Origin of the sequence: Ascidiaceihabitans donghaensis, from assembly GCF_900302465.1 — a bacterium.
Classification (GTDB): domain Bacteria; phylum Pseudomonadota; class Alphaproteobacteria; order Rhodobacterales; family Rhodobacteraceae; genus Ascidiaceihabitans; species Ascidiaceihabitans donghaensis.
In genome coordinates this window covers 605,671-629,236 of sequence record NZ_OMOR01000001.1, presented here as the reverse complement: position 1 = coordinate 629,236, position 23,566 = coordinate 605,671, and the positions used below count along the sequence as shown (strand labels likewise).

The 23,566-nt window shown below is 55.3% G+C and carries 26 protein-coding genes and 1 other RNA gene; 16 read left to right on the top strand and 11 right to left on the bottom strand.

The genetic code is table 11. From position 1 onward, the window contains the following. Positions 1-244 precede the first annotated feature (244 nt). Positions 245-757, bottom strand: a complete 513-nt coding sequence (locus ASD8599_RS03130) for a c-type cytochrome (protein WP_108827185.1) — start codon at positions 755-757, stop codon at positions 245-247. A gap of 160 nt (positions 758-917) precedes the next feature. Here ASD8599_RS03130 and ASD8599_RS03125 point away from each other — a divergent pair, with 160 nt between their 5' ends. Next, on the top strand, positions 918-1,748 hold the full coding sequence (locus ASD8599_RS03125) for a prephenate dehydratase (RefSeq protein WP_108827184.1): 831 nt from the start codon (positions 918-920) through the stop codon (positions 1,746-1,748). Between the two features lie 52 nt (positions 1,749-1,800). Here ASD8599_RS03125 and ASD8599_RS03120 read toward each other — a convergent pair whose 3' ends face one another. Continuing rightward, the gene (locus ASD8599_RS03120) at positions 1,801-2,268 is read right to left on the bottom strand and encodes an SRPBCC family protein (protein ID WP_108827183.1); all 468 of its coding nucleotides are present in this window, start codon (positions 2,266-2,268) and stop codon (positions 1,801-1,803) included. Positions 2,269-2,307: 39 nt separating this feature from the next. Further along, positions 2,308-3,276: an NAD(+) diphosphatase gene (gene nudC / locus ASD8599_RS03115; protein ID WP_108829972.1), complete on the bottom strand. Its 969-nt coding sequence runs from the start codon at positions 3,274-3,276 to the stop codon at positions 2,308-2,310. 166 nt (positions 3,277-3,442) lie between these two features. Here nudC and ASD8599_RS03110 point away from each other — a divergent pair, with 166 nt between their 5' ends. From ASD8599_RS03110 to ASD8599_RS03100, 3 genes are all read left to right on the top strand, one after another. Next, entirely contained in the window at positions 3,443-5,329 is a 1,887-nt protein-coding gene (locus ASD8599_RS03110; RefSeq protein WP_108827182.1) for a 5'-nucleotidase C-terminal domain-containing protein, read from the top strand. 46 nt (positions 5,330-5,375) lie between these two features. Continuing rightward, positions 5,376-5,473: signal recognition particle sRNA small type (gene ffs / locus ASD8599_RS03105), an RNA gene on the top strand. A gap of 210 nt (positions 5,474-5,683) precedes the next feature. Continuing rightward, on the top strand, positions 5,684-6,040 hold the full coding sequence (locus ASD8599_RS03100) for a YidH family protein (RefSeq protein ID WP_108829971.1): 357 nt from the start codon (positions 5,684-5,686) through the stop codon (positions 6,038-6,040). A gap of 7 nt (positions 6,041-6,047) precedes the next feature. Here ASD8599_RS03100 and ASD8599_RS03095 read toward each other — a convergent pair whose 3' ends face one another. Next, positions 6,048-7,010 (bottom strand): calcium-binding protein, encoded by a 963-nt coding sequence (locus tag ASD8599_RS03095; protein WP_108827181.1) that lies wholly within the window; start codon positions 7,008-7,010, stop codon positions 6,048-6,050. Positions 7,011-7,195: 185 nt separating this feature from the next. On the opposite strand from ASD8599_RS03095, the gene ASD8599_RS03090 reads away from it, so the two are divergent. The 6 genes from ASD8599_RS03090 to ASD8599_RS03065 are packed head-to-tail and all read left to right on the top strand — an operon-like array spanning position 7,196 to position 13,117. Then, positions 7,196-8,959: a DNA polymerase III subunit gamma/tau gene (locus ASD8599_RS03090; protein ID WP_108827180.1), complete on the top strand. Its 1,764-nt coding sequence runs from the start codon at positions 7,196-7,198 to the stop codon at positions 8,957-8,959. Positions 8,960-8,961: 2 nt separating this feature from the next. After that, entirely contained in the window at positions 8,962-9,327 is a 366-nt protein-coding gene (locus ASD8599_RS03085; protein WP_108827179.1) for a hypothetical protein, read from the top strand. 18 nt (positions 9,328-9,345) lie between these two features. Further along, positions 9,346-9,690, top strand: a complete 345-nt coding sequence (locus ASD8599_RS03080; protein ID WP_108827178.1) for a YbaB/EbfC family nucleoid-associated protein — start codon at positions 9,346-9,348, stop codon at positions 9,688-9,690. 47 nt (positions 9,691-9,737) lie between these two features. Beyond that, positions 9,738-10,739: a TraB/GumN family protein gene (locus ASD8599_RS03075; RefSeq protein ID WP_181364394.1), complete on the top strand. Its 1,002-nt coding sequence runs from the start codon at positions 9,738-9,740 to the stop codon at positions 10,737-10,739. After that, positions 10,736-11,329, top strand: coding sequence for a recombination mediator RecR (gene recR, locus ASD8599_RS03070; protein WP_108827176.1), 594 nt, complete (start codon positions 10,736-10,738; stop codon positions 11,327-11,329). The genes ASD8599_RS03075 and recR overlap by 4 nt, the downstream gene beginning before the upstream one ends. Before the next feature lie 51 nt (positions 11,330-11,380). After that, positions 11,381-13,117, top strand: coding sequence for an ATP-binding protein (locus tag ASD8599_RS03065; protein WP_181364393.1), 1,737 nt, complete (start codon positions 11,381-11,383; stop codon positions 13,115-13,117). A 21-nt stretch (positions 13,118-13,138) separates the two neighbouring features. Here the strand turns inward: ASD8599_RS03065 and ASD8599_RS03060 are convergent, their stop codons facing one another. Then, positions 13,139-13,894, bottom strand: coding sequence for a DUF1013 domain-containing protein (locus ASD8599_RS03060; RefSeq protein WP_108827174.1), 756 nt, complete (start codon positions 13,892-13,894; stop codon positions 13,139-13,141). 139 nt (positions 13,895-14,033) lie between these two features. Between ASD8599_RS03060 and ASD8599_RS03055 the strand changes: the two genes are divergently transcribed. Then, the gene (locus ASD8599_RS03055) at positions 14,034-14,675 is read left to right on the top strand and encodes a ribonuclease T2 family protein (RefSeq protein ID WP_108827173.1); all 642 of its coding nucleotides are present in this window, start codon (positions 14,034-14,036) and stop codon (positions 14,673-14,675) included. Here ASD8599_RS03055 and ASD8599_RS03050 read toward each other — a convergent pair. The 3 genes from ASD8599_RS03050 to ASD8599_RS03040 all read right to left on the bottom strand — a co-directional run bounded on the left by ASD8599_RS03050 (position 14,655) and on the right by ASD8599_RS03040 (position 17,244). Continuing rightward, complete coding sequence (locus ASD8599_RS03050) at positions 14,655-15,521, bottom strand: sterol desaturase family protein (protein ID WP_108827172.1); 867 nt, start codon at positions 15,519-15,521, stop codon at positions 14,655-14,657. The genes ASD8599_RS03055 and ASD8599_RS03050 overlap by 21 nt on opposite strands. Next, complete coding sequence (locus tag ASD8599_RS03045; protein ID WP_108827171.1) at positions 15,518-16,066, bottom strand: TetR/AcrR family transcriptional regulator; 549 nt, start codon at positions 16,064-16,066, stop codon at positions 15,518-15,520. Before ASD8599_RS03045 ends, ASD8599_RS03050 begins: the two co-directional genes overlap by 4 nt. Before the next feature lie 188 nt (positions 16,067-16,254). Next, positions 16,255-17,244 (bottom strand): NAD(P)H-quinone oxidoreductase, encoded by a 990-nt coding sequence (locus tag ASD8599_RS03040; RefSeq protein WP_108827170.1) that lies wholly within the window; start codon positions 17,242-17,244, stop codon positions 16,255-16,257. Between the two features lie 69 nt (positions 17,245-17,313). On the opposite strand from ASD8599_RS03040, the gene ASD8599_RS03035 reads away from it, so the two are divergent. Further along, positions 17,314-17,661: a hypothetical protein gene (locus ASD8599_RS03035; protein WP_108827169.1), complete on the top strand. Its 348-nt coding sequence runs from the start codon at positions 17,314-17,316 to the stop codon at positions 17,659-17,661. Here the strand turns inward: ASD8599_RS03035 and ASD8599_RS03030 are convergent. Next, positions 17,658-18,356, bottom strand: coding sequence for a COQ9 family protein (locus ASD8599_RS03030; protein ID WP_108827168.1), 699 nt, complete (start codon positions 18,354-18,356; stop codon positions 17,658-17,660). The two genes, ASD8599_RS03035 and ASD8599_RS03030, sit on opposite strands and share 4 nt — an antisense overlap. A 113-nt stretch (positions 18,357-18,469) precedes the next feature. On the opposite strand from ASD8599_RS03030, the gene rpsU reads away from it, so the two are divergent. From rpsU to ASD8599_RS03015, 3 genes are all read left to right on the top strand, one after another. After that, on the top strand, positions 18,470-18,676 hold the full coding sequence (gene rpsU, locus ASD8599_RS03025; RefSeq protein ID WP_007118112.1) for a 30S ribosomal protein S21: 207 nt from the start codon (positions 18,470-18,472) through the stop codon (positions 18,674-18,676). A gap of 271 nt (positions 18,677-18,947) precedes the next feature. After that, on the top strand, positions 18,948-19,925 hold the full coding sequence (locus tag ASD8599_RS03020) for a CAP domain-containing protein (protein WP_108827167.1): 978 nt from the start codon (positions 18,948-18,950) through the stop codon (positions 19,923-19,925). A gap of 126 nt (positions 19,926-20,051) precedes the next feature. After that, positions 20,052-20,924, top strand: a complete 873-nt coding sequence (locus ASD8599_RS03015) for a mechanosensitive ion channel family protein (protein ID WP_108827166.1) — start codon at positions 20,052-20,054, stop codon at positions 20,922-20,924. Here the strand turns inward: ASD8599_RS03015 and ASD8599_RS03010 are convergent. Then, on the bottom strand, positions 20,921-21,379 hold the full coding sequence (locus ASD8599_RS03010; protein ID WP_108827165.1) for an Lrp/AsnC family transcriptional regulator: 459 nt from the start codon (positions 21,377-21,379) through the stop codon (positions 20,921-20,923). The genes ASD8599_RS03015 and ASD8599_RS03010 overlap by 4 nt on opposite strands. Before the next feature lie 142 nt (positions 21,380-21,521). Between ASD8599_RS03010 and ald the strand changes: the two genes are divergently transcribed. After that, positions 21,522-22,640: an alanine dehydrogenase gene (ald, locus tag ASD8599_RS03005; protein ID WP_108827164.1), complete on the top strand. Its 1,119-nt coding sequence runs from the start codon at positions 21,522-21,524 to the stop codon at positions 22,638-22,640. On the opposite strand, the gene ASD8599_RS03000 is transcribed toward ald, so the two are convergent. Beyond that, on the bottom strand, positions 22,637-23,524 hold the full coding sequence (locus ASD8599_RS03000) for a LysR family transcriptional regulator (protein ID WP_181364392.1): 888 nt from the start codon (positions 23,522-23,524) through the stop codon (positions 22,637-22,639). The two genes, ald and ASD8599_RS03000, sit on opposite strands and share 4 nt — an antisense overlap. Positions 23,525-23,566 lie beyond the last annotated feature (42 nt).

Here is a 23,566-nt window from a genome sequence, read left to right as displayed (position 1 = left end):
AATGCTTGGTTTTGGCCTGACTTTTGTTCTGACTGCGGGTCTGCTGCATGGTGCTGATCCTGTTCATGTTTTTGGTAAACGTCTGCTCAATATATTGCGCTCACGCTACTGTGCCAGTGCTGTGACATTCAAGTTGCGAATATGTGAACGAAGAATTAACGCACCGCGCGGCGCCCCGTTGCGCAACAAAAAAGGCCGCATGCGGTGTGCATACGGCCTTGAAAGCTATTTTTCGCGAATCAGATTATTCGTCAAGGCTGTCGAGATACGCGATCAGGTTGGCGCGGTCCGTTGGTTTTTTCAAACCGGCAAAACCCATTGTTGTGCCCGGCGCCCAGTCTTTTGGCTTGGCCAAGAACCCATCAAGGTTCTCCGCTGTCCATTCACCACCAATGCTTGCCAATACATCAGAATAACCGAAGCCATCCGCCGCACCGATTTCGCGGTTTACAACGCCGTACAGGTAAGGGCCTGTGCCGTTCGCACCGGCTTCCAGCTTGTGACAAGCTGAGCATTTCTTGAACACTTTTGCGCCTTTGCCAATGTCGGCCGACGCCAACAGGTCGTCCAAGCTGACTTCTTCAACTTCGGCGGCACCAGAATCTTCTTCCTCAACTTCAATCACGTAAGCTGCGGCATGATCGCCGTGACCGCCCACATGATAAAGTTCCTCAGCTGCCCATTTGCCAAGCAGCAGCACCAGCAAGGCACCACACAGGCCGCCGGCAATTTTTGTAAATGTCATCGTGTCGAACATGAGTATTGCTGTCCATCTCTACGGGGTTGGCTGTACTGTTGGGCGGGTATCTATTGGTTCCCTTTGGCGCTGTCTAGGTGTAGTTACCGCGACCAAACGCCCTGCCCCTGCTATTTCAGCACTGCAATGGCATGAAAAAGTGAATTTAGGATAACCGAAAATGAGCCAACGCATCGCTTTTCAAGGAGAGTTGGGCGCCTACAGCCACGAAGCCGTGCTAAAAGCGCGGCCCAACGCCACACCAGTGCCCTGCCGCGGATTCGAGGATGCCTTTCAAGCCGTCCACGACGGGGCCGCTGATTTGGCCATGCTGCCTGTGGAAAACACCACCTACGGCCGCGTTGCAGACATCCACCGCTTGTTGCCGGAAAGCGGGCTGCACATTATCGACGAGGCCTTTGTACGCGTGCGCATATCGTTGATGGCGAATGCGGGACAATCGCTTGAAGACATCAACCATGTCCGTGCGCACATGGTTCTCATTCCACAAGCCCGCGCTTTTCTTGATGCACACAACATCACCTTTGAAAGCGCCGTAGACAGCGCCGGAGCTGCAGCAGATATTGCTGCAAGCGGTGAAATGGGTGTTGGGGCGCTGGCATCACATGTGGCGGCAGACATTCATGGCTTGCAAGTGTTGGCGCGTGACATTGAAGATCAGGGGCACAACACAACGCGCTTTTTGCTGATGTCCCCCCAAGCCGATGAGACACGGCGCAGTGAAGACATGGTCACCACATTTGTCTTCCAAGTTCGCAACATTCCCGCAGCGCTGTACAAGGCGATGGGTGGCTTCGCGACCAATGGCGTGAACATGACCAAGCTGGAAAGCTACATGGTGGGCGGTGCATTCACAGCCACGCAATTCTATGCCGATATTTCAGGGCATCCGGACGATCCAGCGGTCGCGCGCGCCCTTGAAGAACTGGAATACTTCACCAACACGCTTGAAATTCTGGGCGTTTACCCGTCTGCACAAGTGCGGACCTAACCCAACGTCTTAGCCGAAGTTCAGTGTCGCAGGGACACTTGAAGTCCGTGGATCAAGCGACGTTTCTTGCCCGATCTTCCAGAGTTTTCGCGTACTGGGCCGCACGCAATTTGAAGCGTTTGGTCAAGGTCCCTTTGGCCAGCTTCAGGGATTGCAGCAAAAGACGCGCGGGCAAAGATGTCGGTTTGACTTCGAATTCAACGCTCATGCGGGTGCGTGTTTTGGACAACGCCAACAACTGCACAAAACCTTTGCCTTCCAATCCGGACGACGTGGACATCAGCGCGATTTCATTCGGCCTGTCAAAACGTGTGACTTCCACATCAACCTCACGATGTTTGCCACGCATCGAAAACTCGGCGTGCCATTTCATTCCAACACCCTGAGCCGTCAGCTTATCCATGCGCCGTACTTCAGCACCGCGACGCATGGCGGCGCGTTCATAGATGTCAAATTCGCATAGCATGTCGAAAACGGTTTCAATCGGTGCGTCAATATCTTCGCGGGTCGAAAAAATCATGCTCTGCTCAGTGTATTGTTGGTTTGATCCAGTGTCGTCTTAATCCAATGTGTCCGCAAGCCAGTTTTCCAGCAAAAAATGTGCAATTGCACCTTTACGGGCTGGCAAGATTTTCGGGTGTTCGCCAGCAAAGGCTTGCATCATCTCTTCTCGGGTGACCCACATAGCGTCTTCGATCTCGACGGGATCAATGGTGATGTCGCGGCTTGTCGCTTCCCCCCGGCATCCAAACATCAGCGATGCGGGAAAGGGCCAGGGTTGGCTGGCCAAATAATCGACATGGCCCACCGTCACGCCAGATTCTTCAAACACTTCGCGGCGCACAGCAGCTTCCAGCGTTTCGCCCGGCTCCACGAACCCGGCCAACAAGGAATACATCCCCTGAGGCCACCCCGGAGACCGCCCCATCAGCACAGAATTTCCGTGTGTGATCAACATGATGACAACCGGATCTGTGCGCGGAAAGTGATGCGCATTGCAGCTTGGGCAATTGCGTTGCCACCCGGCATGCGAAATATCCGACTTGGCACCGCATTTCGCGCAAAAGCCATGGCTCGCATGCCACATCTGAATGGCGCGTCCACTGGCTGCCAGTTCAGCATCACGCGGCGACAACCATGTCATGGTGCGGCGCAATTCGGCAAACACCTGATCATCGGCAAGGTCGGGATGGTGTTGTTCACTGGGATCTAAAAAGCCGCCCAAAAGATGTGGGTCAAGGTCGCGGGGTTCCCATGCCGACACGTCAAAGGCAAAGCGGCCTTCCCCGTCTTCACGCCCCAAGAAAATCGGATCTTCCGTCGCATGTTCCAAAATCGGATGGTCCATTGGCAAGCGCACCAATGCAGCAGGTCGCGTCGTCTGGATCAGGGGCTTGCCACGCCAAAACACAATAGCCCGGCTGTCGCTTGCCTTGCGTAAAAATGCTACAGCACTGGAATTTCCGCGAATTTCACCCGCGCGATCAAGGCCCGACCCTCCGAATGTCACTGTTTCCGCGTGTTTCATGTCTGGCCCCTTTTCCGCATTGCCGCAGGCTTGGCATGTCGCGCAGGCGGGTTCAATCCCGATGCCCCAAAACACGGCTTTCGTCTGGGACAGTGTCGCAAATTTCGCCTTTTGCGAGTTTTACCCTACGTTTACTATCGTAAAGGGCGAAACGCTGGTTTAGTCTATGATCCTAAGAAGGAATAAAGACGTGAATTCCGGCCAAAGACATCAATGGCGCGACGGTGTAGTCGCTCAGGCAAGCTTGCGCATTCTTGCTACCAGTGATTTGCACATGAACCTCAGAGGCTTCAATTACATCACCGGTAAACCGCAGGCCAAAGCAGGGCTGGCGCAACTTGCCAGTATGATCACCCAAGCCCGCACCGAAAACGGTGAAGGCGCGTGTATTCTTTTGGACAACGGTGACGCTTTGCAAGGCGCCCCTATCGCTGACACTGCAGCGCAACCTCCGCTTTCGTACAATCACCCTATGGCTTTGGCCTTTGATGCCCTTGGCTACGATGCCATTGGACTGGGGAACCACGATTTTGATTATGGATTGGATTTTCTGGACACGGTCAGCACCCAATACAAAGCCCCGACAGTGTGCAGCAACATCGTGTCTAAGGCGCTGTCGGACGTGCGCATGTGGACGATTGTTGACCAGCAGGCCACTTGCTCTGACGGGGTGGTACGCGATTTGAAGGTGGGTGTCATTTCCGTGCTGCCCGAACAAACGATGATCTGGAACAGCAAGCATCTGTCGGGCCGTGCGTCCATCGGCAGCATGCAAGACGCGGTGAACCTGCAAGTGCCAAAAGTCAAAGCGGCCGGCGCGGATTTAGTTGTGTTGCTTGCCCATTCCGGCATTGGGCGTGGCAATGGCCCAAAGGACGCGGAAAACGCAGCGCTGCAGTTGTCGAATACCCCAGACATCGATGCTGTGATCGCGGGTCACACACATAGTTTGTTTCCAGATTGCGCGTCACAAGCTGTTCCCGGCAGCGATCCCGTGCAGGGCACCTTAAACGGAACACCCGCGGCGATGCCCGGATTTGGCGGGTCGCATCTGGCGGTTCTGGACCTGAACCTTGGACACGCAAATGGCGCATGGCATGTGCTGAACCATTGTGTCACTTTGCGCAGTGCCCCCAGCACGACCCTTCACGATCCGGCCATTTTGCAAGCCACCGATGCAGCGCATCAACGCACCAAAGCAAGAATGGAAGAAACCGTCGGGGTCGCCTCGGCCCCGCTAAACAGCTATTTTTCCTTGCTTCATACCAGTTCGGACCTGACATTCATCGCCCACGCGAAACGTCTTGCCATGCAACGCCACATCGCGGGCACAGCGCATGCTGAACTGCCGCTTTTGGTCAGCACGTCCGCGCATGCGTCGGGCGGAAAAGCCGGACCGGACAACTACGTCGCATTTGCCAAAGGCCCGTTGCGGCGCCGTGATGTCAGCCCCCTTGTGCCCTTTGATAATGCGATTTGGGGCCGTGTCGTCACGGCACGAGACGTGCGTGAATGGCTAGAACGCTGCGCGGCGGTCTTTGCGACACAACGGCCTGATGCCCCGGATCAAATGCTGCTTGATTCAAACGCACCGGGGTTCAACTTTGACGTTTTGCACGGCGTCGATTTTACAATAAATCCAACACGTCCAAGCCGTTACGATCCCGACGGCACCCTTGTTGATAAAAACGCATCCCGTGTCGAAAGCCTGACGTTTGACGGTGCGCCATTGGAAGACTCACAGCAATTTTTGATGGCATCCAACAGCTACAGGTTGGCGGGGGGCGGACAATATCCCGGCTGCACCACGCAAGCCGTCAGCGTGAAATGCGAAGAAACAGTCAACGATGCGCTGGCGTGGTTGATCCACAATCCGCTCTATCAGGCAGACGCCCCGGAAAGCCGTTGGAACCTGTCGCCGGGCTTGGACCTGCATACGGTCTACAAAACAAGCCCTGCCGCGCGGATACACCTTAAGCAAATAGCGCGGTATAACCCCGTTGATCTGGGCGACACCGCAGACGGTTTTTGTGCATTGCGTTTGCACCTGTAACGCCACGGCCCTTGCACGTCGTTTCACGACTCATTATATGAACGGTTGAGAGGTTGGCGCGGGCAAGCGCCTCGCCAACCCGGTCAGATCCGGAAGGAAGCAGCCGTAACGAGTCCCGTTTGGGTCGTTGTCAATCTCTCACCCAAGCGCAAATTGCAAAGCAATTTGCGCGTAGCCCGGCAAAGGTATCCGAAGGATACTACGAGAGGGCAGCCCCCCCTTACACCCAAAACGGCTCTAACCCCCAATGCTGTGTATTTTGCACGTAGCCCTCACATCCCAAACGGCCCTCACGTCCACTTCCCAAAGCACAAGCCTCTACCCAATCCGCCCACTGTCCCTATGTTGAGGTTTATGGCTAACGATTCGTCACAAACACGCACCGACTGGGCCGAGGACCGCACCGTTCTGGCCAATGAACGCACATTCGCATCTTGGATGGGCATGGGATTGGGGGCCGTGGGGATCGCGATCGGGTTGAAGGCCGTCTTCGGCGCCACAGACCCGACTTGGGTTGCCAAGGCTGTCGCTTCGATATTTCTGGTCGTTGCGATCGGGGTTTTTTGGATGGCACGTCGACAGGCGTGCAAAACCCTTGAACGCATCACGCAACACGACGCCGAGGCGTTGCCCTCAAAAAGCTTTACCAAACTTGCAGTGGCCATGACGATTGCAACGCTGGCGACAGGCGGCGTGCTTTGGTCTTTGTAAAAGCGGTTTAGCGGCTGTCGACAAACACCGTCACATCGCTTTCCGCAAGGCCTGCACCGCCCACGACCCGCACAACCGGAATGTTGTTGATCAACACAATCGCGTCTTCGCCGTCTTGAGAATTCTCGACTGTTACGGTGTCTTCATCCCCGACGGGGTTCAAAAGACCGGGCTGGCCTTGAACAACAAGGGAATCCTTGCCTTGTTCAAAATCCGTGATCGTGACCACATCATACCCGTCTTCGACGCCGTTGTAGGTCTCGACCACAACGCTGTCGCGTCCGTTGCCGGTTTCAACAACATCGCCTTCATCAACCACCAACGTGTCAGAGCCGAAGCCACCGCTCACGGTATCTGCGGTGCCTTGGTCCGATGCATCATCCACTGACACAATGAAATCGGCCCCTTGCTGGCCGTTGATCTCGTTTGATCCGAAACTGTCAGAAATCGCATCGTTGCCAACGCCGCCATTGATCGTGTCGTCGCCACCTTCGACCGTTGCCTCAGATAGGTTGCCGCTGCCTTCGGCAATGGGAAAGGGTTCAAAGTCATCGGCGCTTGGAATGTTACGAAAATCGGCGCCATAAACGTCGCTGCCTTCGCCAAGATCGACACTGTCATCGCCCAGGCCCGTCAGGATCACATCGTCACCGGCGCCGCCATCAACGGTATCATCGCCCGCACCAAGAAGAAGGTAGTCATCACCGCCCAGTGCTTCAACGTCTTGCGCACCGCTGACAAAATCAATTTGCCCCAAAGCCTGGTCAGCCTGACCTTGCGTGATTTCGCCTTCCGCAACCAGATCGTCGAATTCCGCGACAAAATCTGCGCGATATGCTTCGTCCGAAATGACGTCCGCGTCTTCTGTCGGAGACGCCTGATCACCTGACGCACCGTCGCTGCTATCGTCGCTTCCAATCAGTGCGGCCAAACCCAGACCCAAACCTAAAAGTGCCAACAAACCGAACATGGACGAATTTCCCCGAATGAAAGAATACAACTCATAGTAAATTTTCGTCGCGTTTTTAACAAGTTATTACAGCCACGGCTTGCGAAACGAACTGTTTCAACTTCCCGAACAACACTTGCCGCTGTGGACGTTCAGCGCGGGGCGCATTACCTTCTGTTTGTGACGAATCCACAGAAAGCCAATTGATGTCTGACACCCCTGCTCCTGCCTATCAGGTTCTGGCCCGCAAGTACCGGCCAGAGACCTTTGTCGATCTGGTGGGACAGGATGCCATGGTGCGCACCCTGCGCAACGCATTTGAGGCAGACCGCATTGCCCAAGCCTTTGTAATGACAGGCATTCGTGGCACCGGCAAAACAACCACAGCACGCATTATCGCCAAGGGCATGAATTGCATCGGCCCCGATGGCACAAGTGGCCCAACCACCGATCCGTGTGGCGTTTGCGAACATTGCACCGCCATCATGGAAGGCCGCCATGTCGATGTCATGGAAATGGATGCCGCATCACGCACCGGCGTTGGCGACATCCGTGAAATCATCGATTCAGTGCATTACCGCGCCGCGTCGGCCCGCTACAAGATCTACATCATCGATGAGGTGCACATGCTGAGCACCTCGGCCTTCAACGCGCTTCTCAAAACGCTGGAAGAGCCGCCCGCCCACGTCAAATTCATCTTCGCCACCACCGAAATCCGCAAAGTGCCTGTCACGGTTCTTTCGCGTTGCCAACGCTTTGATCTGCGCCGCATTGAACCCGAAGTGATGATTGCCCTGATGCGCAAGATCGCCACGGCGGAAAACGCTGAAATCGCGGATGATGCGCTGGCTTTGATCACGCGCGCCGCCGAAGGGTCCGTGCGCGATGCGACGTCCTTGCTGGATCAGGCCATCAGCCATGGCGCGGGCGAAACCACCGCGGATCAGGTGCGCGCGATGCTGGGCTTGGCCGATCGGGGCCGCGTATTGGACTTGATCGACATGGTGCTGCGCGGTGACGCCGCTGCTGCGTTGACAGAGCTTTCGGGTCAATATGCAGACGGCGCGGACCCAATGGCTGTCTTGCGCGATCTGGCGGAAATCACCCATTGGGTGTCCGTCGTCAAAATCACACCGGATGCGGCCGAAGACCCCACCGTATCGCCAGATGAACGTGCCCGCGGTTTGGCCATGGCCGAAAACCTTCCCATGCGCGTTTTGACACGCCTGTGGCAGATGCTGCTGAAATCATTGGACGAAGTGGCCGCAGCCCCCAACGCCATGATGGCCGCAGAGATGGCGATCATCCGGTTGACCCATGTGGCCGACCTGCCCAGCCCCGAAGAGCTGGTGCGCAAGCTGAACGGTATCTCGCCGCCTTCAGCCCCTTCAAATGGCGGCGGCAATGCAGGTGCGCCCCAAGGGGGCCAAGGGGGACAATCAGCCACGGCAGCTTACGCGGCCACAGCTGCCCCCGCGCAGCCCGGCAGTGGTGGCACAATGGCCGCTGTTGCTGTCGATGCAGATGCGGCCCTCGCCCGGTTTCCAACGTTTGAGCATGTCGTCGAACTGATCCGCATCAACCGCGATGGCAAGCTGCTGGTGGATGTGGAAACCGACCTGCAACTGGCCTCTTACCAGCCCGGGCGCATCGAATTTGTGCCCACCCCGACGGCGCCCCGCGATCTGGCCCAACGGCTTGGCGCGAAGCTGCAACTTTGGACGGGCAACCGCTGGGCTGTTACCATCGTCAATGAAGGCGGTGCCAAGACCATCGCCGAAATTCGCGACGCCGCTGACTTGGAATTGCAAGCGAAAGCCGAAAATCACCCGATGGTGCAAGCCGTTTTTACCCAATTTCCCGGTGCAAAGATCACAGCCATCCGCACCGCTGAACAAATAGCCGCAGAGGCCGACGAAGATGCCCTGCCAGAAGTGGAAGACGAATGGGATCCCTTCGAAGAGGATTAATTTTGGCGGCGCTGCCCACTTCTGCGCTGGCCGAAGTCTGCGACAAGGTCCGCCCCCAGTGGGTGCCCGGCACACCTGCCACCGCTTTCGCCGAAATGATCGCCCTGTTCGGCACGCCGCCGTCTTTGGTGCTGCTGGTCGCCACGGCCCTTGTATTGCGCTTTCGCAGCAAGTGGGGCGGATTGGGCATCACTGTCGCATGGGCCGCTTGGGTGTCGGTTGTGTCAATGGTTGGCGCAGGGGACGCCTTGCAACAACAAGCCACCCTTGAAGGCTGCGTCGGTTCGCCGGCCTTGTTCATTCTGGTTGTCGCTGCGATATGTATTGCAACGATACTGTATACCTCGCCGCGCAGCACGCGGCTTTGACCCAAACGGAGACACGCGATGTTCAAAGGACTTGGCCAGCTTGGCGATATGGCCGGCATGATGAAAAAAGCCCAAGAAATGCAAACCAAGATGGCAGAAATGCAGGACGATCTGCATAATGTCATGGTTGTGGGCGAATCTGGTGCCGGCCTTGTGAAGGCCACAGCCAGCGCCAAGGGAGACCTGAAGGCGCTGGACATCGATCCGTCCATCTTCAACGGTGACGAAAAAGAAGTGGTTGAGGATCTGATCCTGGCCGCCATCAAAGACGCGCAAGCCAAAGCGGCGGCCAAGGCCGAAGCGGAAATGACCAAGCTGACCGATGGTTTGGGTCTGCCAAAAGACATGAAGCTACCATTCTGATCCGCGCGGCCATAGCAGGGGCGCTGCTGTCGGCGCTGGCCTTTTCGGTGTCGGCTCAGGATTGGTTCACATACGAGGCCTGTCAGGTAGACACCGTGGCCCTGCATGATGCGGCCGTAGCGCCCGCCAGCTTGGACGCGCTGATCAGTGATGGCGCGGCCTTGCCCAATGGCGTTGGTAATTTCTGGAAAATAACCTCTGCCGACGGTAAGGTTTCCCATCTTTGGGGCACCAACCATTCCAACGATCCCAAGCTGCTGGATTTGCCACAATCTGTGCGCGATGCCATAGCCGCTGCGCGCGTTGTTGCGTTGGAAACCGATTTCGTCTTCCGTTCACGCACGAAAATGGAACAGGTCCAGTCTGGCTTGGACATTCTGCGCGAGCCGGGCGAAGAAGCATCCGAGGTCTACACGGAAATTGATCTGCGTATCCTGGCATGGTTAAAAGCGCGTCTAGACGGGATCGGCTGGGGGGCGGATGCTGTGGAATGGATCACACCCACCGGTCTAGCAGAAATCATGCTGAACGATCCCTGTTCCGATTTTGCGACAGGCACGTATCCCACCCAAGACAGCCTGATCCAAACTTTGGGTGCAATTGCGGGGGCGAAAATTTTGGGGTTGGAGACCCAAGACGCATTTCTTGAACATCTGAACAAAACGGAAAACCGCGGATTGGCATTTGATTTAATCAACTTATACGGCGCGACACTAAATCCTGCTGCCCCGGACACCGCCCGCGCCACAAGCTATGCTTTATACCTTCAAGGCCGCAACGGCGCTGCCATGATGTGGGAACGCAACGCCGCACAGGCGTTTTTTGGACACAACGCAGGCGCGTCTCTTATAGATCGTGTTGACGCGTATCTTCTGGTGGAACGCAATCGTCAATTTTTGGAAGCCGCCTTGCCTGAACTGAAACATGGGGGCGTTTTCATCGCGATTGGGTCTTGGCATCTGCCCGCCAAGACAGGCATGGTTGAAGGCCTCAGGGCAGCTGGTTTCACTGTGGACCGTATCCCGACCCCCAATGAGGTTGCACAGTGAGCAGCACCAAAGACATTGACGCCTTGATCGAATTGATGGCGAAATTGCCGGGCCTTGGTCCAAGGTCCGCACGCCGCGCCGTCCTACACTTGATCCGCAAACGTGCCTTGTTGCTGACCCCCTTGGCCGATGTGATGCAAACCGTCGCAGCCACAGCACGAGAATGTCTGAACTGCGGCAATGTTGGCACATTGGATGTGTGTGATTTATGTACGTCAGAAAAGCGTGCAAACGGTGAACTTTGCGTGGTGGAAGACGTGGCAGACCTGTGGGCCATGGAACGATCCGGCGTGTTCAAAGGCCGATATCACGTTTTGGGTGGCACGTTGTCAGCCCTGGACGCAGTGGGGCCCAGCGAACTGCGCATCCCGAAATTAATGAATAGGGTGCAAGCCGAAGGCATTTCCGAAGTCATTTTGGCCCTGAACGCGACCATCGACGGTCAAACAACAGCCCATTATATTGCTGACCAATTGGAGGGGCAGGTTCAGTTGACGTCTTTGGCCCAAGGTGTGCCCATTGGCGGTGAGCTGGATTACCTCGATGACGGCACGATATCGGCAGCGATGCGTGCGCGGAAGTCACTTTAGTCTACCGGCCATAACCTCCTTTTAAGAAGTCGGCTGTAGTTCGGTCACATGATGACCTTGACCCGATTAACAGAAATGCTGGAACAGGATATGGCAGCGGGTGCTGCAGCCATTCAGGCTGATTTTATTGCCCGTACATCTGCAATTATCGCGACCTTTGCGCTTTCCAGCTACTTTTTAAAGTGGCAAGTCATTGCAGTGGTCGCCATTGCCATCATTGTGGCAGAGGTTGCCGAAATTGCCTGTGTTCGGATCAGCAAAGCACATTTTTCATTAAAACTTTATGGGGTTTGGGCGTCCCTCAATATCTTGTCCGCATTCTCATTTTGCAGCCTCGCCTTGTTCTTGGTCACGCACTCATCGCCGACCGCTGTCATGATGGGCTTTATGGTTATCGTTGGCTGCATGACCCAGCCTCTTTTGGTCGGCGTCGGCAGTATCGCCCTAAGCTACGGGTGCCTCATAGTTCCCGTGTGTATTGCATCCGCCATCACAATGCATTTCACCAAAAGCACCGAACACCAATGGGCAGGACTGGCCGGGCTACTTATCCTAAGCTTGCATTCCATCATGGTTATTTACAAAGCCAGATCCGTTATGCGGGCCAAAAACAAAGCCCAGCACGAAGCCACGGAAGCCGCAAAAGCCAAAACGCGTTTTATGACAGCCATCAGCCACGAAATTCGAACGCCTCTTAATGGAATTATGGGGATTGCAGAACTTCAACGCAGTCAGGCCAAAACCCAAGATGACTTACATCAGGCAAACATCCTGATTGACACAAGCGAAAGCCTAAAATCCATTCTGGATGACATTCTGGATCAAGCGAAAATTGAAGCCGGGCAAATGCAACTGATCTATGCCCCGGTGGATTTACGCAATGTTGTAAGGCACACTGTCGCGTTGTTTCAGGCCAACGCCCAACAAAAGCATTTGGAATTGCGCTGCGAATTTCGCCCCGACGATGAAGCTTTGACCATTTCAATGGATCGGTTACGGATCGGACAGATATTGTCCAATCTGGTTTCAAACGCCATCAAGTTCACCGACCAAGGCAGCGTGGTGGTCAAAACGACATTGATGCCAAACAACAGGGGCCTGCCCATTCTGGAAGTTATCGTGGCCGACAGCGGGCGGGGCATGACCGACGACGAAATGGGGCAATTGTTTCGCGATTTCAGTCAAGTCGACGACGAACATGCCCGCGCAGCTATGGGGACAGGATTGGGTCTGTCCATTTCACATGGTTTGGTAACGGCAATGGGTGGAACACTGAAAGTTCGTAGCACAATCGGTAAAGGATCAGAATTTGTTTTGACCCTACCATGTACACGTGTAGCGCCCGCCGCATCATCCCAAGCTGTGCAAGACAACAAGACACCTGACCTGACGGGTTGGCGCATTCTGGCCGCTGACGACACCCCCGCAAACAGGTACATCGTAGAGAAATTTCTTAATTCCACACAGGCTGAGGTGACAATTGTTTCGGGCGGAACCGCGGCGCTTGAGGCGATGAAAGCTTCGGATCAGGACGTCTTGTTGCTGGACATCAAAATGCCGGACATGGACGGAACAGTGGTTTTTGACAAAATGCAAAACCTGCCCAAGGATGTTCTGCGCCCCAAGGTCATTGCGCTTACGGCCAATACGCTTGACGACGCGCGGCGCAACTATTGCCGCATGGGGATGGATGGTTTTTTACCTAAGCCACTAAAAAGGGCAGATCTTTTTGCAGAGCTTGAACGCATAGGGCTAAACGCCCCCAAGCCAAACCCTGCAAAAATCTAGGTTTCGTGTCCCAATAACAGATTAGGGCTGTTCGTCTTCGTCGCCGCCACCTGACGGCAGGTTGAAGAAGCTGTCAGCATCAACCAAACCGGATGTGTTGTCATCTTCATCATCGGATGTGTCGTCCGATAGCGAGAACGTCTCAAGACCTTCGATAGCAGTCGGGATTTTGGGTTCCGCGTCCATGCCCAGAGATTGCTCAGTGCTCACCAACTTGCGACGCTCATCGTCTGTCATGACTTCGCCCGCAGCGGCTTTCTTGGCAGCGGCTTTCTGGACCGCGGCGTCCAATTCAGATTGCTTGCATAGACCCAATGCGACCGGGTCAATAGGTTGAATATTGGCGATGTTCCAATGCGTGCGTTCCCGGATGGCTTGGATCGTCGGCTTGGTTGTACCAACCAGCTTGCTGACCTGGCCATCTGTCAATTCGGGGTGGAACTTGACCAGCCACAGGATGGACGCCGGACGATCCTGACGTTTGGACAGTGGCGTATAACGCGGGCCGCGACGTTTTTCTTCACCTTGCGCTGCAGCGTTGAATTTCAACGCAAGTTTGTGCAGCGGGCTGTTTTGCGCGGCGTCGATTTCGTCTTGGGTCAACTGGTTGTTCGTCACCGGATCAAAACCTTTGACACCCGCAGCGACGTCACCGTCTGCAATGCCCTGCACTTCAAGTTCATGCATGCCAACAAAGTCTGCAATCTGTTTGAAGCTGATTGTTGTGTTGTCTACCAACCAAACAGCCGTGGCTTTCGCCATAATCGGTTTTGCCATGTCACATGCTCCTTACGCATATCGTCAACCAAATCTTCCCCGTTGCCTGAAATAGGCTGCCTTGGCGGTCAAGGCGGTTTCCATTGTAGGGGAACTTGAAGCGTATATAGTCGGGACCAAGCAATAAGGAAAGACCCATATGCACAGGTATCTGACAGCGTTTCTGATCTGGATGACGGCGACACTGCCTGCGCTATCAGAGGGCGAAAAAGCGGGGCAGTTTGATTACTATGTCATGGCGCTAAGCTGGTCGCCCAACTGGTGCGCCCTTGAAGGCGATTCCCGAAATTCGCCACAATGCGAAGCACGCCACGATCATGGGTGGATCCTGCATGGGCTGTGGCCGCAATTCCACCGCGGTTTCCCGTCTTACTGCCGCACAGCGGAACGCCCCCCGTCACGCGGCATGACAAACGCCATGGCAGACATTATGGGCACCGGCGGCTTGGCTTGGCATCAGTGGAAAAAGCACGGCACCTGCACAGGTCTAAGTGCCGCACAGTATTATGCCCTTTCCCGCGAAGCTTACGCGACCGTGACCCGTCCGGAGGTGTTCCGCAAGCTGACCAAAGACGTGAAACTGCCAGCCTCTGTTGTCGAAGACGCGTTCTTGAAAGCGAACCCCACGCTGGAACCGGACGGCGTGACCATCACCTGCAAACAATCACATATTCAGGAAGCGCGCATTTGCCTAAGTCGGGATTTGAAACCTGTGCCTTGCGGCCAAGATGTGGTGCGTGATTGCAAAATGAAAGATGCGTTATTCACTCCGGTCCGGTGAATGACCCGGCTTCCAGCCTGGCGCTTTCACCAAATACCCCCAGACGTCCCCCCATGTTTGGGCCGATTTGACATCACGCATCAGGCCCGGAAGCTCTGAAAACCACACCCGCAAAGGATTGCGGCTATCGAAATCGCGTTTTAACCCATAGCGCGGTGTTTCCTCTTCCGCTTGGAATGTCCCCCACAAACGGTCCCACACGATCAAAATACCACCGTAGTTGCGATCCAGATATTTATCATCTGATCCGTGATGCACACGGTGGTTTGAGGGTGTGTTAAAGATACGATCCAGCGGGCCTAACCTGCCGATGGTTTCTGTGTGAATCCAAGTCTGATACGCCAGCACAACCACAAGTCCGAAGAAAATCAGTTGCGGTGGGAAGCCGACAAAAACCAACGGCAAATGCGCAATCAATGACCACAGCCCTTCCAAGGGACCAAAACGAATACCGGTGATGATGTTGTAATCGCGCGAAGAGTGATGAACCGCGTGCTGCGTCCACAGCAAGCGCACCTGATGGGCGATGCGGTGTTCCCAGTAGTATACGATATCTGCTGCAAGTACGACCAACGCGACGCTCCACCACGTGATGGGCATAACCCAAGGCACAAACGCGTCGGACAGCACAAAGAAGGCCCCGTAGCCCGCGGTTAGAATGGTCACCTCCACCAGAATGGACGGGATCTGTGTTGATGCGCTCACCAACATCTCAGCAAAAGTTCTGCCTTTGTGGGACCCTTTAAACAGCGTCTCAGCGATTTCGATCAACAGGATCAATGCGCCAAGCACAAAGAATACGTTATCAATCTGGGTCGAGAGTTGTGCCAATGTCTCGGATGTCATGGGCCATTGCCTTTCAAAAGTGTGCGCCACGCAAAAGCGGCTGCTTGATTTGGGGTTGCGGCGCCATCCTGAACCAGCTTCCAGGCGGCATAGATTAAATGTGTGTAGGCTTCGGCAATCCAGGCGGTTGGAAGATTGGGGTCAAACCCACCTTCCGCTTTGGCCTTGTCGATGTCGTTGAGCAGGCTTGCATCTTCAGCTGCGTATGCTTCTTGCAATGCAGCGTCTGCTTCAAAAATTGCAGTTGCAAGAAACAACTGTCGGTTGGCCAAAGGCAGGATTGCACCCAGCGCCCATTCCAAGCCTTGCATGTAGCTTGTGGCGTTTTCGGTGGCCTGCACAACAACAGCATCAAGTTCGGTCAATGCTGTTTTGGCAAGCGTGTTCAGAAGCGCATCACGGGATGGATGATGCCGGTGCAATGTCGCCCGCCCGACACCGGCATGCTTGGCAACGTCGGCCATCGATGCCCCGGCATTTGCGCTGAACACGGCAAAACCGGCTTCGATGATTGCTTGTTCGGTTGTGAGTTTAAGTGCCTTCATGAGACACATATGTCTCATATGGGACATGATTCGCAAGGGTAATTTTCAAAGGCGCAAGTTTACGCCGGACCCCGGACATGCATTGCGCTTTTCCTTGGGTGAACAAGCAACAAAGAAAAACACCCGCCCTAAGGTTTGACGCTTAAGACGGGCTACGGTGTTTCAAAGTACCAAATTGTCTGGACGTTTCAGCCGCCAGCAACGCTTAGAACAATTTTCCCAATATGCGCGGAGCTTTCCATGCGCGCATGTGCCTTCGCGGCATCTGCAAAATCAAATGTCTCGTCCATCACGGGCTTCACTTTGCCGGCCTCGATCAGGGGCCACACAGCCTCTGCCAGATCCTGGGCAATACGCGCTTTCGCAAGGTCGCTTTGCGGACGCAGGGTGCTGCCTGTGATCGTCAATCGCTTCATCATCATCAGCGCAAAGTTCAGTTCCACCTTTGGCCCTTGCAAGAATGCAATCTGCACCAGACGCCCGTCTTCGGCCAAAGTGGCTACGTTGCGCGGAATGTAATCCCCACCAACCATATCAAGGATCAGATTGGCGCCACCTTCAGCCTTCATGACGGCCACGAAGTCTTCGTCGCGGTAGTTGATTGCCCGCTCGGCCCCAAGCGCCACACAGGCTGCGCATTTTTCGTCGGAGCCCGCTGTCACAAACACCCGTGCGCCAAAGGCGTGCGCCAATTGGATGGCTGTCGTACCGATCCCGCTGGATCCACCGTGAATCAAAAACCGCTCACCTGCTTTTAATCCACCCCGCGTGAAGACGTTGGACCATACCGTAAAGAACGTCTCGGGCAGGCACGCTGCTTCTTTTAACGACAGGCCCGCAGGCACAGGCAAACAATGCGCCGCAGGGGTCGCCACATATTCCGCGTACCCTCCGCCCGGCAGCAGGGCGCAAACCTTGTCGCCCACAGCCAGCCCACTCACACCGTCGCCTACGCTGACCACTTCACCGGATGCTTCCAGACCGGGCAAGTCGCTGGCCGTCGGAGGCGGAGCATACATGCCAGCGCGTTGCAAAGCGTCCGGGCGGTTCACCCCAGCATACGCCACTTTCAAAACAACTTGGCCATGGTCTGCGACAGGCATAGGCCGCGTCGTTTCCTGCAAGACCTCTGGTCCGCCAGGTTTCGTAATTTCTATCGCACGCATTGTGGTGGTCATGGGTGATCCTTTCGCTTTCCCCCTGCGTATCAGGTGCATCTGCCACGGCAAAGCCGCAAAGGAGCATCCATGCTCGTCCTCGCCCTAACGTTAAACTGCCTTATCGTTTTCCCACTGACCTACGCATTGCTCACCAACAATGCCGGCATGGACGCAGCCTACGGTCCGGACAGCGATGCCCGTCGTATACTGGCCTGTCTGTATGGAACCATCGGCGCCGCAAGTGCCTATGCCCTTGCCCTGATCGCCATGGATCAACGCCCCGCCGCAGTCCAGATCGCCATTGTGTTGTTTGTACTACAAATCGTCTACAAACTGGCCACGGTCGTGGTTGTCGGGCCAGGCCACGCCGTGGCGCAAGCAAACATGTTTGTCGTTGTGGTGTTGGGGATCACGTTGATCACCCTACGCAGTTAGTCACGCGGGCTGGTCCAACTGCCGGGCAAATCAATATTTGGCATCCGCGTCGGCGCTTTGATATGGCTTAGAAGCCAATTGGGGCCAGCCAACAACTTGCTAAGGGTTGGGCTGTCGCGCACATGGGCTTTCATCTTTTCGATCTGCATCACATCATCAATGCGTCGATCCAAAAAGTCCCATGTGGCTGCGTTGTCGGGACTGTTGTCACCCAACCAATACAGAACCGTTGCGCTGTAAACACCGCTTAATGTGGCACGTTTTGTGTACCAGTTCACGTCGTCCGACGTATCGCCAAGCGTCGTCCAGATATGATCCGCAGTGCCCCACACCAGCTTCGCACCATCCGCCGCATGTGTGGGCAAAGCAAACAAAGTGGTGCCGCGCCGCACCGCCTCTTTGTCGGTGACAGCTTCAATCCGAAAACGAACACCGGCTGCAATCTTGTCGCGAAACTTCATGTCGCTTAGGTCTTCTGTTTTTAACCGCTCAACCATCACCGCATCGCCGCGGTTGTGATAAGCAATCGCCAAGTCGACGGCCCCTCGCGGACACACCGCCCGCGCCATCGCCGATTCGACATCTGCATCCCGCACCGCCGCCTGAAATGTGGCTTCAGACCAGCCATCAAAGGCGACATGCATCAATGCGGCATCCAAAAGCTGCGATTTTGTGGTCTCATAGGGGGTGGTCATAGGACTCTCCTGCGCAATCCAAGCTACATACTAGACAATATAGGTCTGGTTTGCTATTGGCCAACTTCCTGCAAATCCTTGCAACTTCAAACTAGAAAGGTGGTGAAAACCACATGCAGGTTAGTGTTCGCGATAATAACGTCGATCAAGCGCTGCGCGCCCTGAAGAAAAAACTTCAGCGCGAAGGTGTGTTTCGTGAAATGAAGCTTAAGCAACATTTCGAGAAACCGTCCGAGAAAAAAGCACGCGAGAAAGCCGAAGCGATCCGCCGTGCCCGTAAATTGGCACGCAAGAAAGCACAACGCGAAGGTATGATGTAAGTCAGCCCCGCAGTGTCGGAAATTTGAGACCCCCCGCTGAGTGATCGGCGGGGGTTTTCTTTTGCCCGCGTTATACAGGGCATTCAGTTACCTGCGTTCTTTCAGCGCGAAATAGCCGATTTGGTCGCTTTTTCGAAACGGCTGGACGCTGCCGATGGTGAACGATGAAATGGGCTTGGATCAGCCCATTCCGGTTCCATCTCCTCGATCCTCTGGCCAGCTTGCAAACTACGACAGTAGCACTGGCACACAGACAACAATGGAGAACCAAATGTCTAAGGCAAGTTTGTTTGAGCGGCAGATGCTGGAGCTGATCAACGAAGAACGCACATCCCGTGGATTGGACCCGTTGCAGCTGGAATTACGACTGAACACATCCAGCGAAGACCACAGCGAATGGATGTTAAACCGCGACGTCTTTTCACACACCGGCAGCAATGGCTCAAGCGCGGGTGACAGAATGCGGGATTCGGATTTCAAGTTCAGTGGGAATTGGACCTGGGGCGAAAACATAGCCTGGCAGTCAGAGCGCGGAAGCACAGGGATTTCAGACGATGTTGCCAACCTGCATGCCGGTTTGATGAACAGCCCCGGACACAGAGCGAACATTTTAAACCCCGATTTTGAGGTCATCGGCATCGGCATCGAACGCGGCGACTACAAAGGCTATGATGCCGTGATGGTCACCCAGAATTTTGCCGCAACTGATGCGCCTGTGCGCATTGACGGCGGCATGACACCCCAGCCGCCGGAGCCGGAACCCGAAGACAACATGCCCCCCGTTGCGTGGCTGAACCGTATGACCTTTTCACCCAATGAATGGTTGGACGCTGGCAAACTTGTAAAATTTCGCGACGCAGATGGTGATGCGCCGACCCAGTTCATGGTGCGCAACCCATTGGACGATTTCAAAATCCAGATCGACGGCCGCACTTTTGAAGGTCCCGGCACCTACCGCATCGACGCCGACGACATTGAAAGCCTGCGTATCACAGCCGACAGCGTGGGCGATCGCGGGAATATGCAAATCAGGGCACACGACGGTACCGAATGGGGAAACTGGGACAGCTTCAGATTGCGTGCCGTCGCCCCGACAGCACCAGCATCCCTGGACAATGATCTTATCGCATCACAAGACGCGGCAGCACCGTTTGTTGCTGCAGAGACCATGGTTTCGGATCAATTGCGCGATTTCGATCTGGACGAGTGCATTGTTCCCCATGATCAGGATGTGTTCCTGATGGCGTAAACACTGCCCGTTGCGTAGACGTAGCTCCCCCGCTGGGCCATCAGCGGGGGTTTTTCTTTTTCTCCGCCTCCCGTGAACTTTTCTGACCGCCATGCGTTGTGACTGTAGGCCAACAGAAAGAAACCCATGGAACCTGTCAAAATCCTGATCGAACAGCTTAAGCAAATTTTGCGCGGCAGCATCGAAATGATCCCACAAATTGCAGTTGCAGTCGTCGTGCTGGTGGCGGTTTGGGGCATCAACCACTTGGCACATTTCATCTTTGACCGCGCCCTGACCCATACGAAGTTGCGTCAAAGCCTCAAAGACTTGTTTTCTTTGCTGATCACTTTGCTGGTGTGGGGATTTGGTCTGATGGTGGCCGCCGTCGTCCTGTTTCCCGGTTTGACACCTGCAAGCATCCTGACCGGTCTTGGTATCGGATCTGTCGCCATCGGGTTTGCCTTTAAAGACGTGTTCGAGAACTTTCTGGCCGGAATCATCATTCTATTTCGCCGCGAGATGCGCATTGGCGACCACATCGAATGTGAGGACATTGAAGGAGAAGTCACGCATATTGCGATCCGCGAAAGCCATATCCGCCGCACAGACGGACAGCTGGTCATTGTGCCCAATTCGATCCTGTTCAAAAACCCTGTCGTTGTACGGACAGATTGGGACACCCGCCGCGTCACTGTGATTTGCGGTGTCGCCTATGATGAGGATGTCGACGCAGCCCGGGACGTCATCGCCAAAGCCGTCTCAACTTGCGACACTGTCCATCAAGACGACAAGCCGATCCAGATTTTTGCGCAAGAGTTTGCGGATTCTTCCATCAACTTCGAGGTGACGTGGTGGACCGGATCAAAACCTGTGGATGTGCGTCAATCGCGTGATCAAGTGGTTGCCACCGTCAAACGCGCTTTGGACGATGCTGGCATCGAAATCCCGTTCCCTTACCGGACACTCACCTTCAACGGCCCCGTTCCGGTGCAAGCCACGCCACACCCCGAAAATTAAACAGGCAAGGCCGTTGTCTTGAACACTGTGCGCAACGCGAAACTGGACTGCATCCCCTGCACCCCGGGCAAGCGGGCCAAGTGCTGGCGGTGAATGCGCGCGAAATCCTCGGTGTTTTCGGCTACGACCTTAAGCAAGTAGTCAGCCGTTCCCGCCATTAAGTGGCACTCCAGCACATCAGGGATGCGGCGCACACTTTTCTCGAATGCGTCCAACACGTCATCCGCTTGTCCCCGCAGCGTAATTTCCACGAACACAGTTGTCGGCACGCCCAGCTTTCGCGCATCCAACAAGGCAACATAGTCCTTTATGTACCCGTCCGTCTCCAACCGTTGCACACGCCGGTGACACGCAGATGCTGACAAGTTCACTTCTTCGGACAGGTCCGCATTCGACATCCGCCCCTTCCGCTGCAGAACAGTCAGGATGCGACGGTCTGTTGTGTCCAAGCTCATATACGCAGATTCCTTCGATTAATCAGAATAATATTAACACAATCTTCGACAATACCCCACCCAAAAGGCCAATCTTCCGTATCAATTTGCGCACCTACTTGCCTAAGAATTAGGCAGTTTAAAAATCCAACGAGGAACGCACATGCGTATCGGCTGCCCAACAGAGATCAAACCCCAAGAATATCGCGTCGGTATGACGCCCAATGCTGCGCGCGAAGCCGTCGCACATGGCCATGCCGTCGTGATCCAGACGAATGCGGGCGCAGGTGCTGGCTTTCCGGACGAAGACTACATCGCAGCAGGTGCGGAAATCGCGGCTACAGCAGAGGAAATCTTTGCCTCGGCAGAAATGATCGTGAAGGTAAAAGAACCCCAAGCAGGTGAGCGGAAAATGCTGCGCGAAGGCCAGCTTTTGTTCACATACCTGCACCTTGCCCCCGATCCGGAACAAACGCACGACCTGCTGGAATCAGGCTGCACAGCCATCGCATATGAAACCGTAACAGACGCTGCGGGCGGCTTGCCGTTGTTGGCCCCGATGTCCGAAGTCGCAGGTCGCTTGGCCCCTCAAGTTGGTGCATGGACTTTGCAAAAAGCCAACGGCGGACGCGGCGTGTTGATGGGTGGCGTTCCAGGTGTGGGTCCTGCACGTGTGGTTGTCATCGGTGGCGGCGTGGTTGGCACGCATGCGGCACGCATAGCGGCAGGCATGGGCGCCGACGTGACCGTGCTGGACCGGTCTTTGGGGCGCATGCGTTACCTCGATGATGTGTTTGGCGGGCAGTTCAAAACAAGCTACGCCAGCGCAGGCAACACCATTGAATTGGCCCGTGAAGCTGACATGATCATCGGGGCTGTGTTGATCCCGGGCGCTGCGGCCCCCAAGCTGATCAGCCGCGCACAATTGTCCGAACTGAAACCGGGGGCTGCCCTTGTGGACGTGGCGATTGATCAGGGCGGATGTTTTGAGACATCACGCGCCACCACGCATCAGGACCCGATTTATGATGTGGATGGCGTTATGCATTACTGCGTCGCCAACATGCCGGGCGCCGTTGCGCGAACTTCGACCATTGCCCTTGGCAATGCCACGATGCCGTTCATGCTTGCTCTGGCCGACAAGGGCTGGCGCAAAGCCTGCGAAGATGATCCACATCTGCTTGCTGGTTTGAATGTGCATGCAGGCAAGCTGACTTATTTTGCTGTTGGCAAAGCCTTGGGGCTAGACGTGTTGTCGCCGCAATTGGCATTGAAAGCCTAAGTTGCTTCGTCGATGCGCCCTAAAAATTTGGGGCGCATCGCACGCAGGTGTATGGCTGCGAACCCCATAAAAGCCTTTATGCGTGGTACGTCACGCACATCGGGATGGGTCAGAACCCAAATTGCAGGATAGTCAAAAGGGGCAATCCCCGGCACCCGCGTGAGATTTGGATCACTGTCTCCCAGAAAACATGGCATCCGCGTGGCCCCCATACCTGCACGCGTGGCCCCGATCGCTGCAACCATATCGTCGACAACAACCGTCACACGCCGTTTTGGCCAAGCGTTGCGAATTTCTACGGGCAAGCCCGGCCAATGCGCAAACCGCACCCAATCCAAAGTCGTAACGCTTGGGTTCCCCAAACCCGCAACCATTTCTTTGTTTGCATAAACACATGCCTTCTGGGGACCAATCCGGGTGCCGACAAGTGTTTCCGTTGGCTCATCCGCGATCCGAAAGGCGATGTCTGCTTCACGCCTTGCCAGGTTCAAAGGCGTGTTGCTGGCAATCAATGACATATCAATGTCGGGATGGGTTTGCGAAAACGCCATAAGGATCGGCGCAAGCACACGTTCAATAACCAGCGACGGGGCCGTGATAATCAACGGGCCACTCAGCGATCGGTCGCGCCCCGCAAGGGTACGACTTAGATCAAGCTGCGCGGCTTCCATTTTTTCTGCCGCGTTTGCCGCGTCCAGGCCGGCGGCTGTCGGCGCATACCCTTGAGGCAGACGGTCGAACAGGCGTGCACCCATCACATCCTCAAGTGCTGCGATCCGTCGCGATACAGTGGCGTGATTGACGCCAAGGACACGCGCCGCGCCGCTTAACCCGCCTTGGCGCACAGTCTCAAGGACATGTTTAAGATCATTCCAGTCGGTCATAGCCTGATTGTTTTTGCACATCTTAGGCGCAATGTTGAGCAC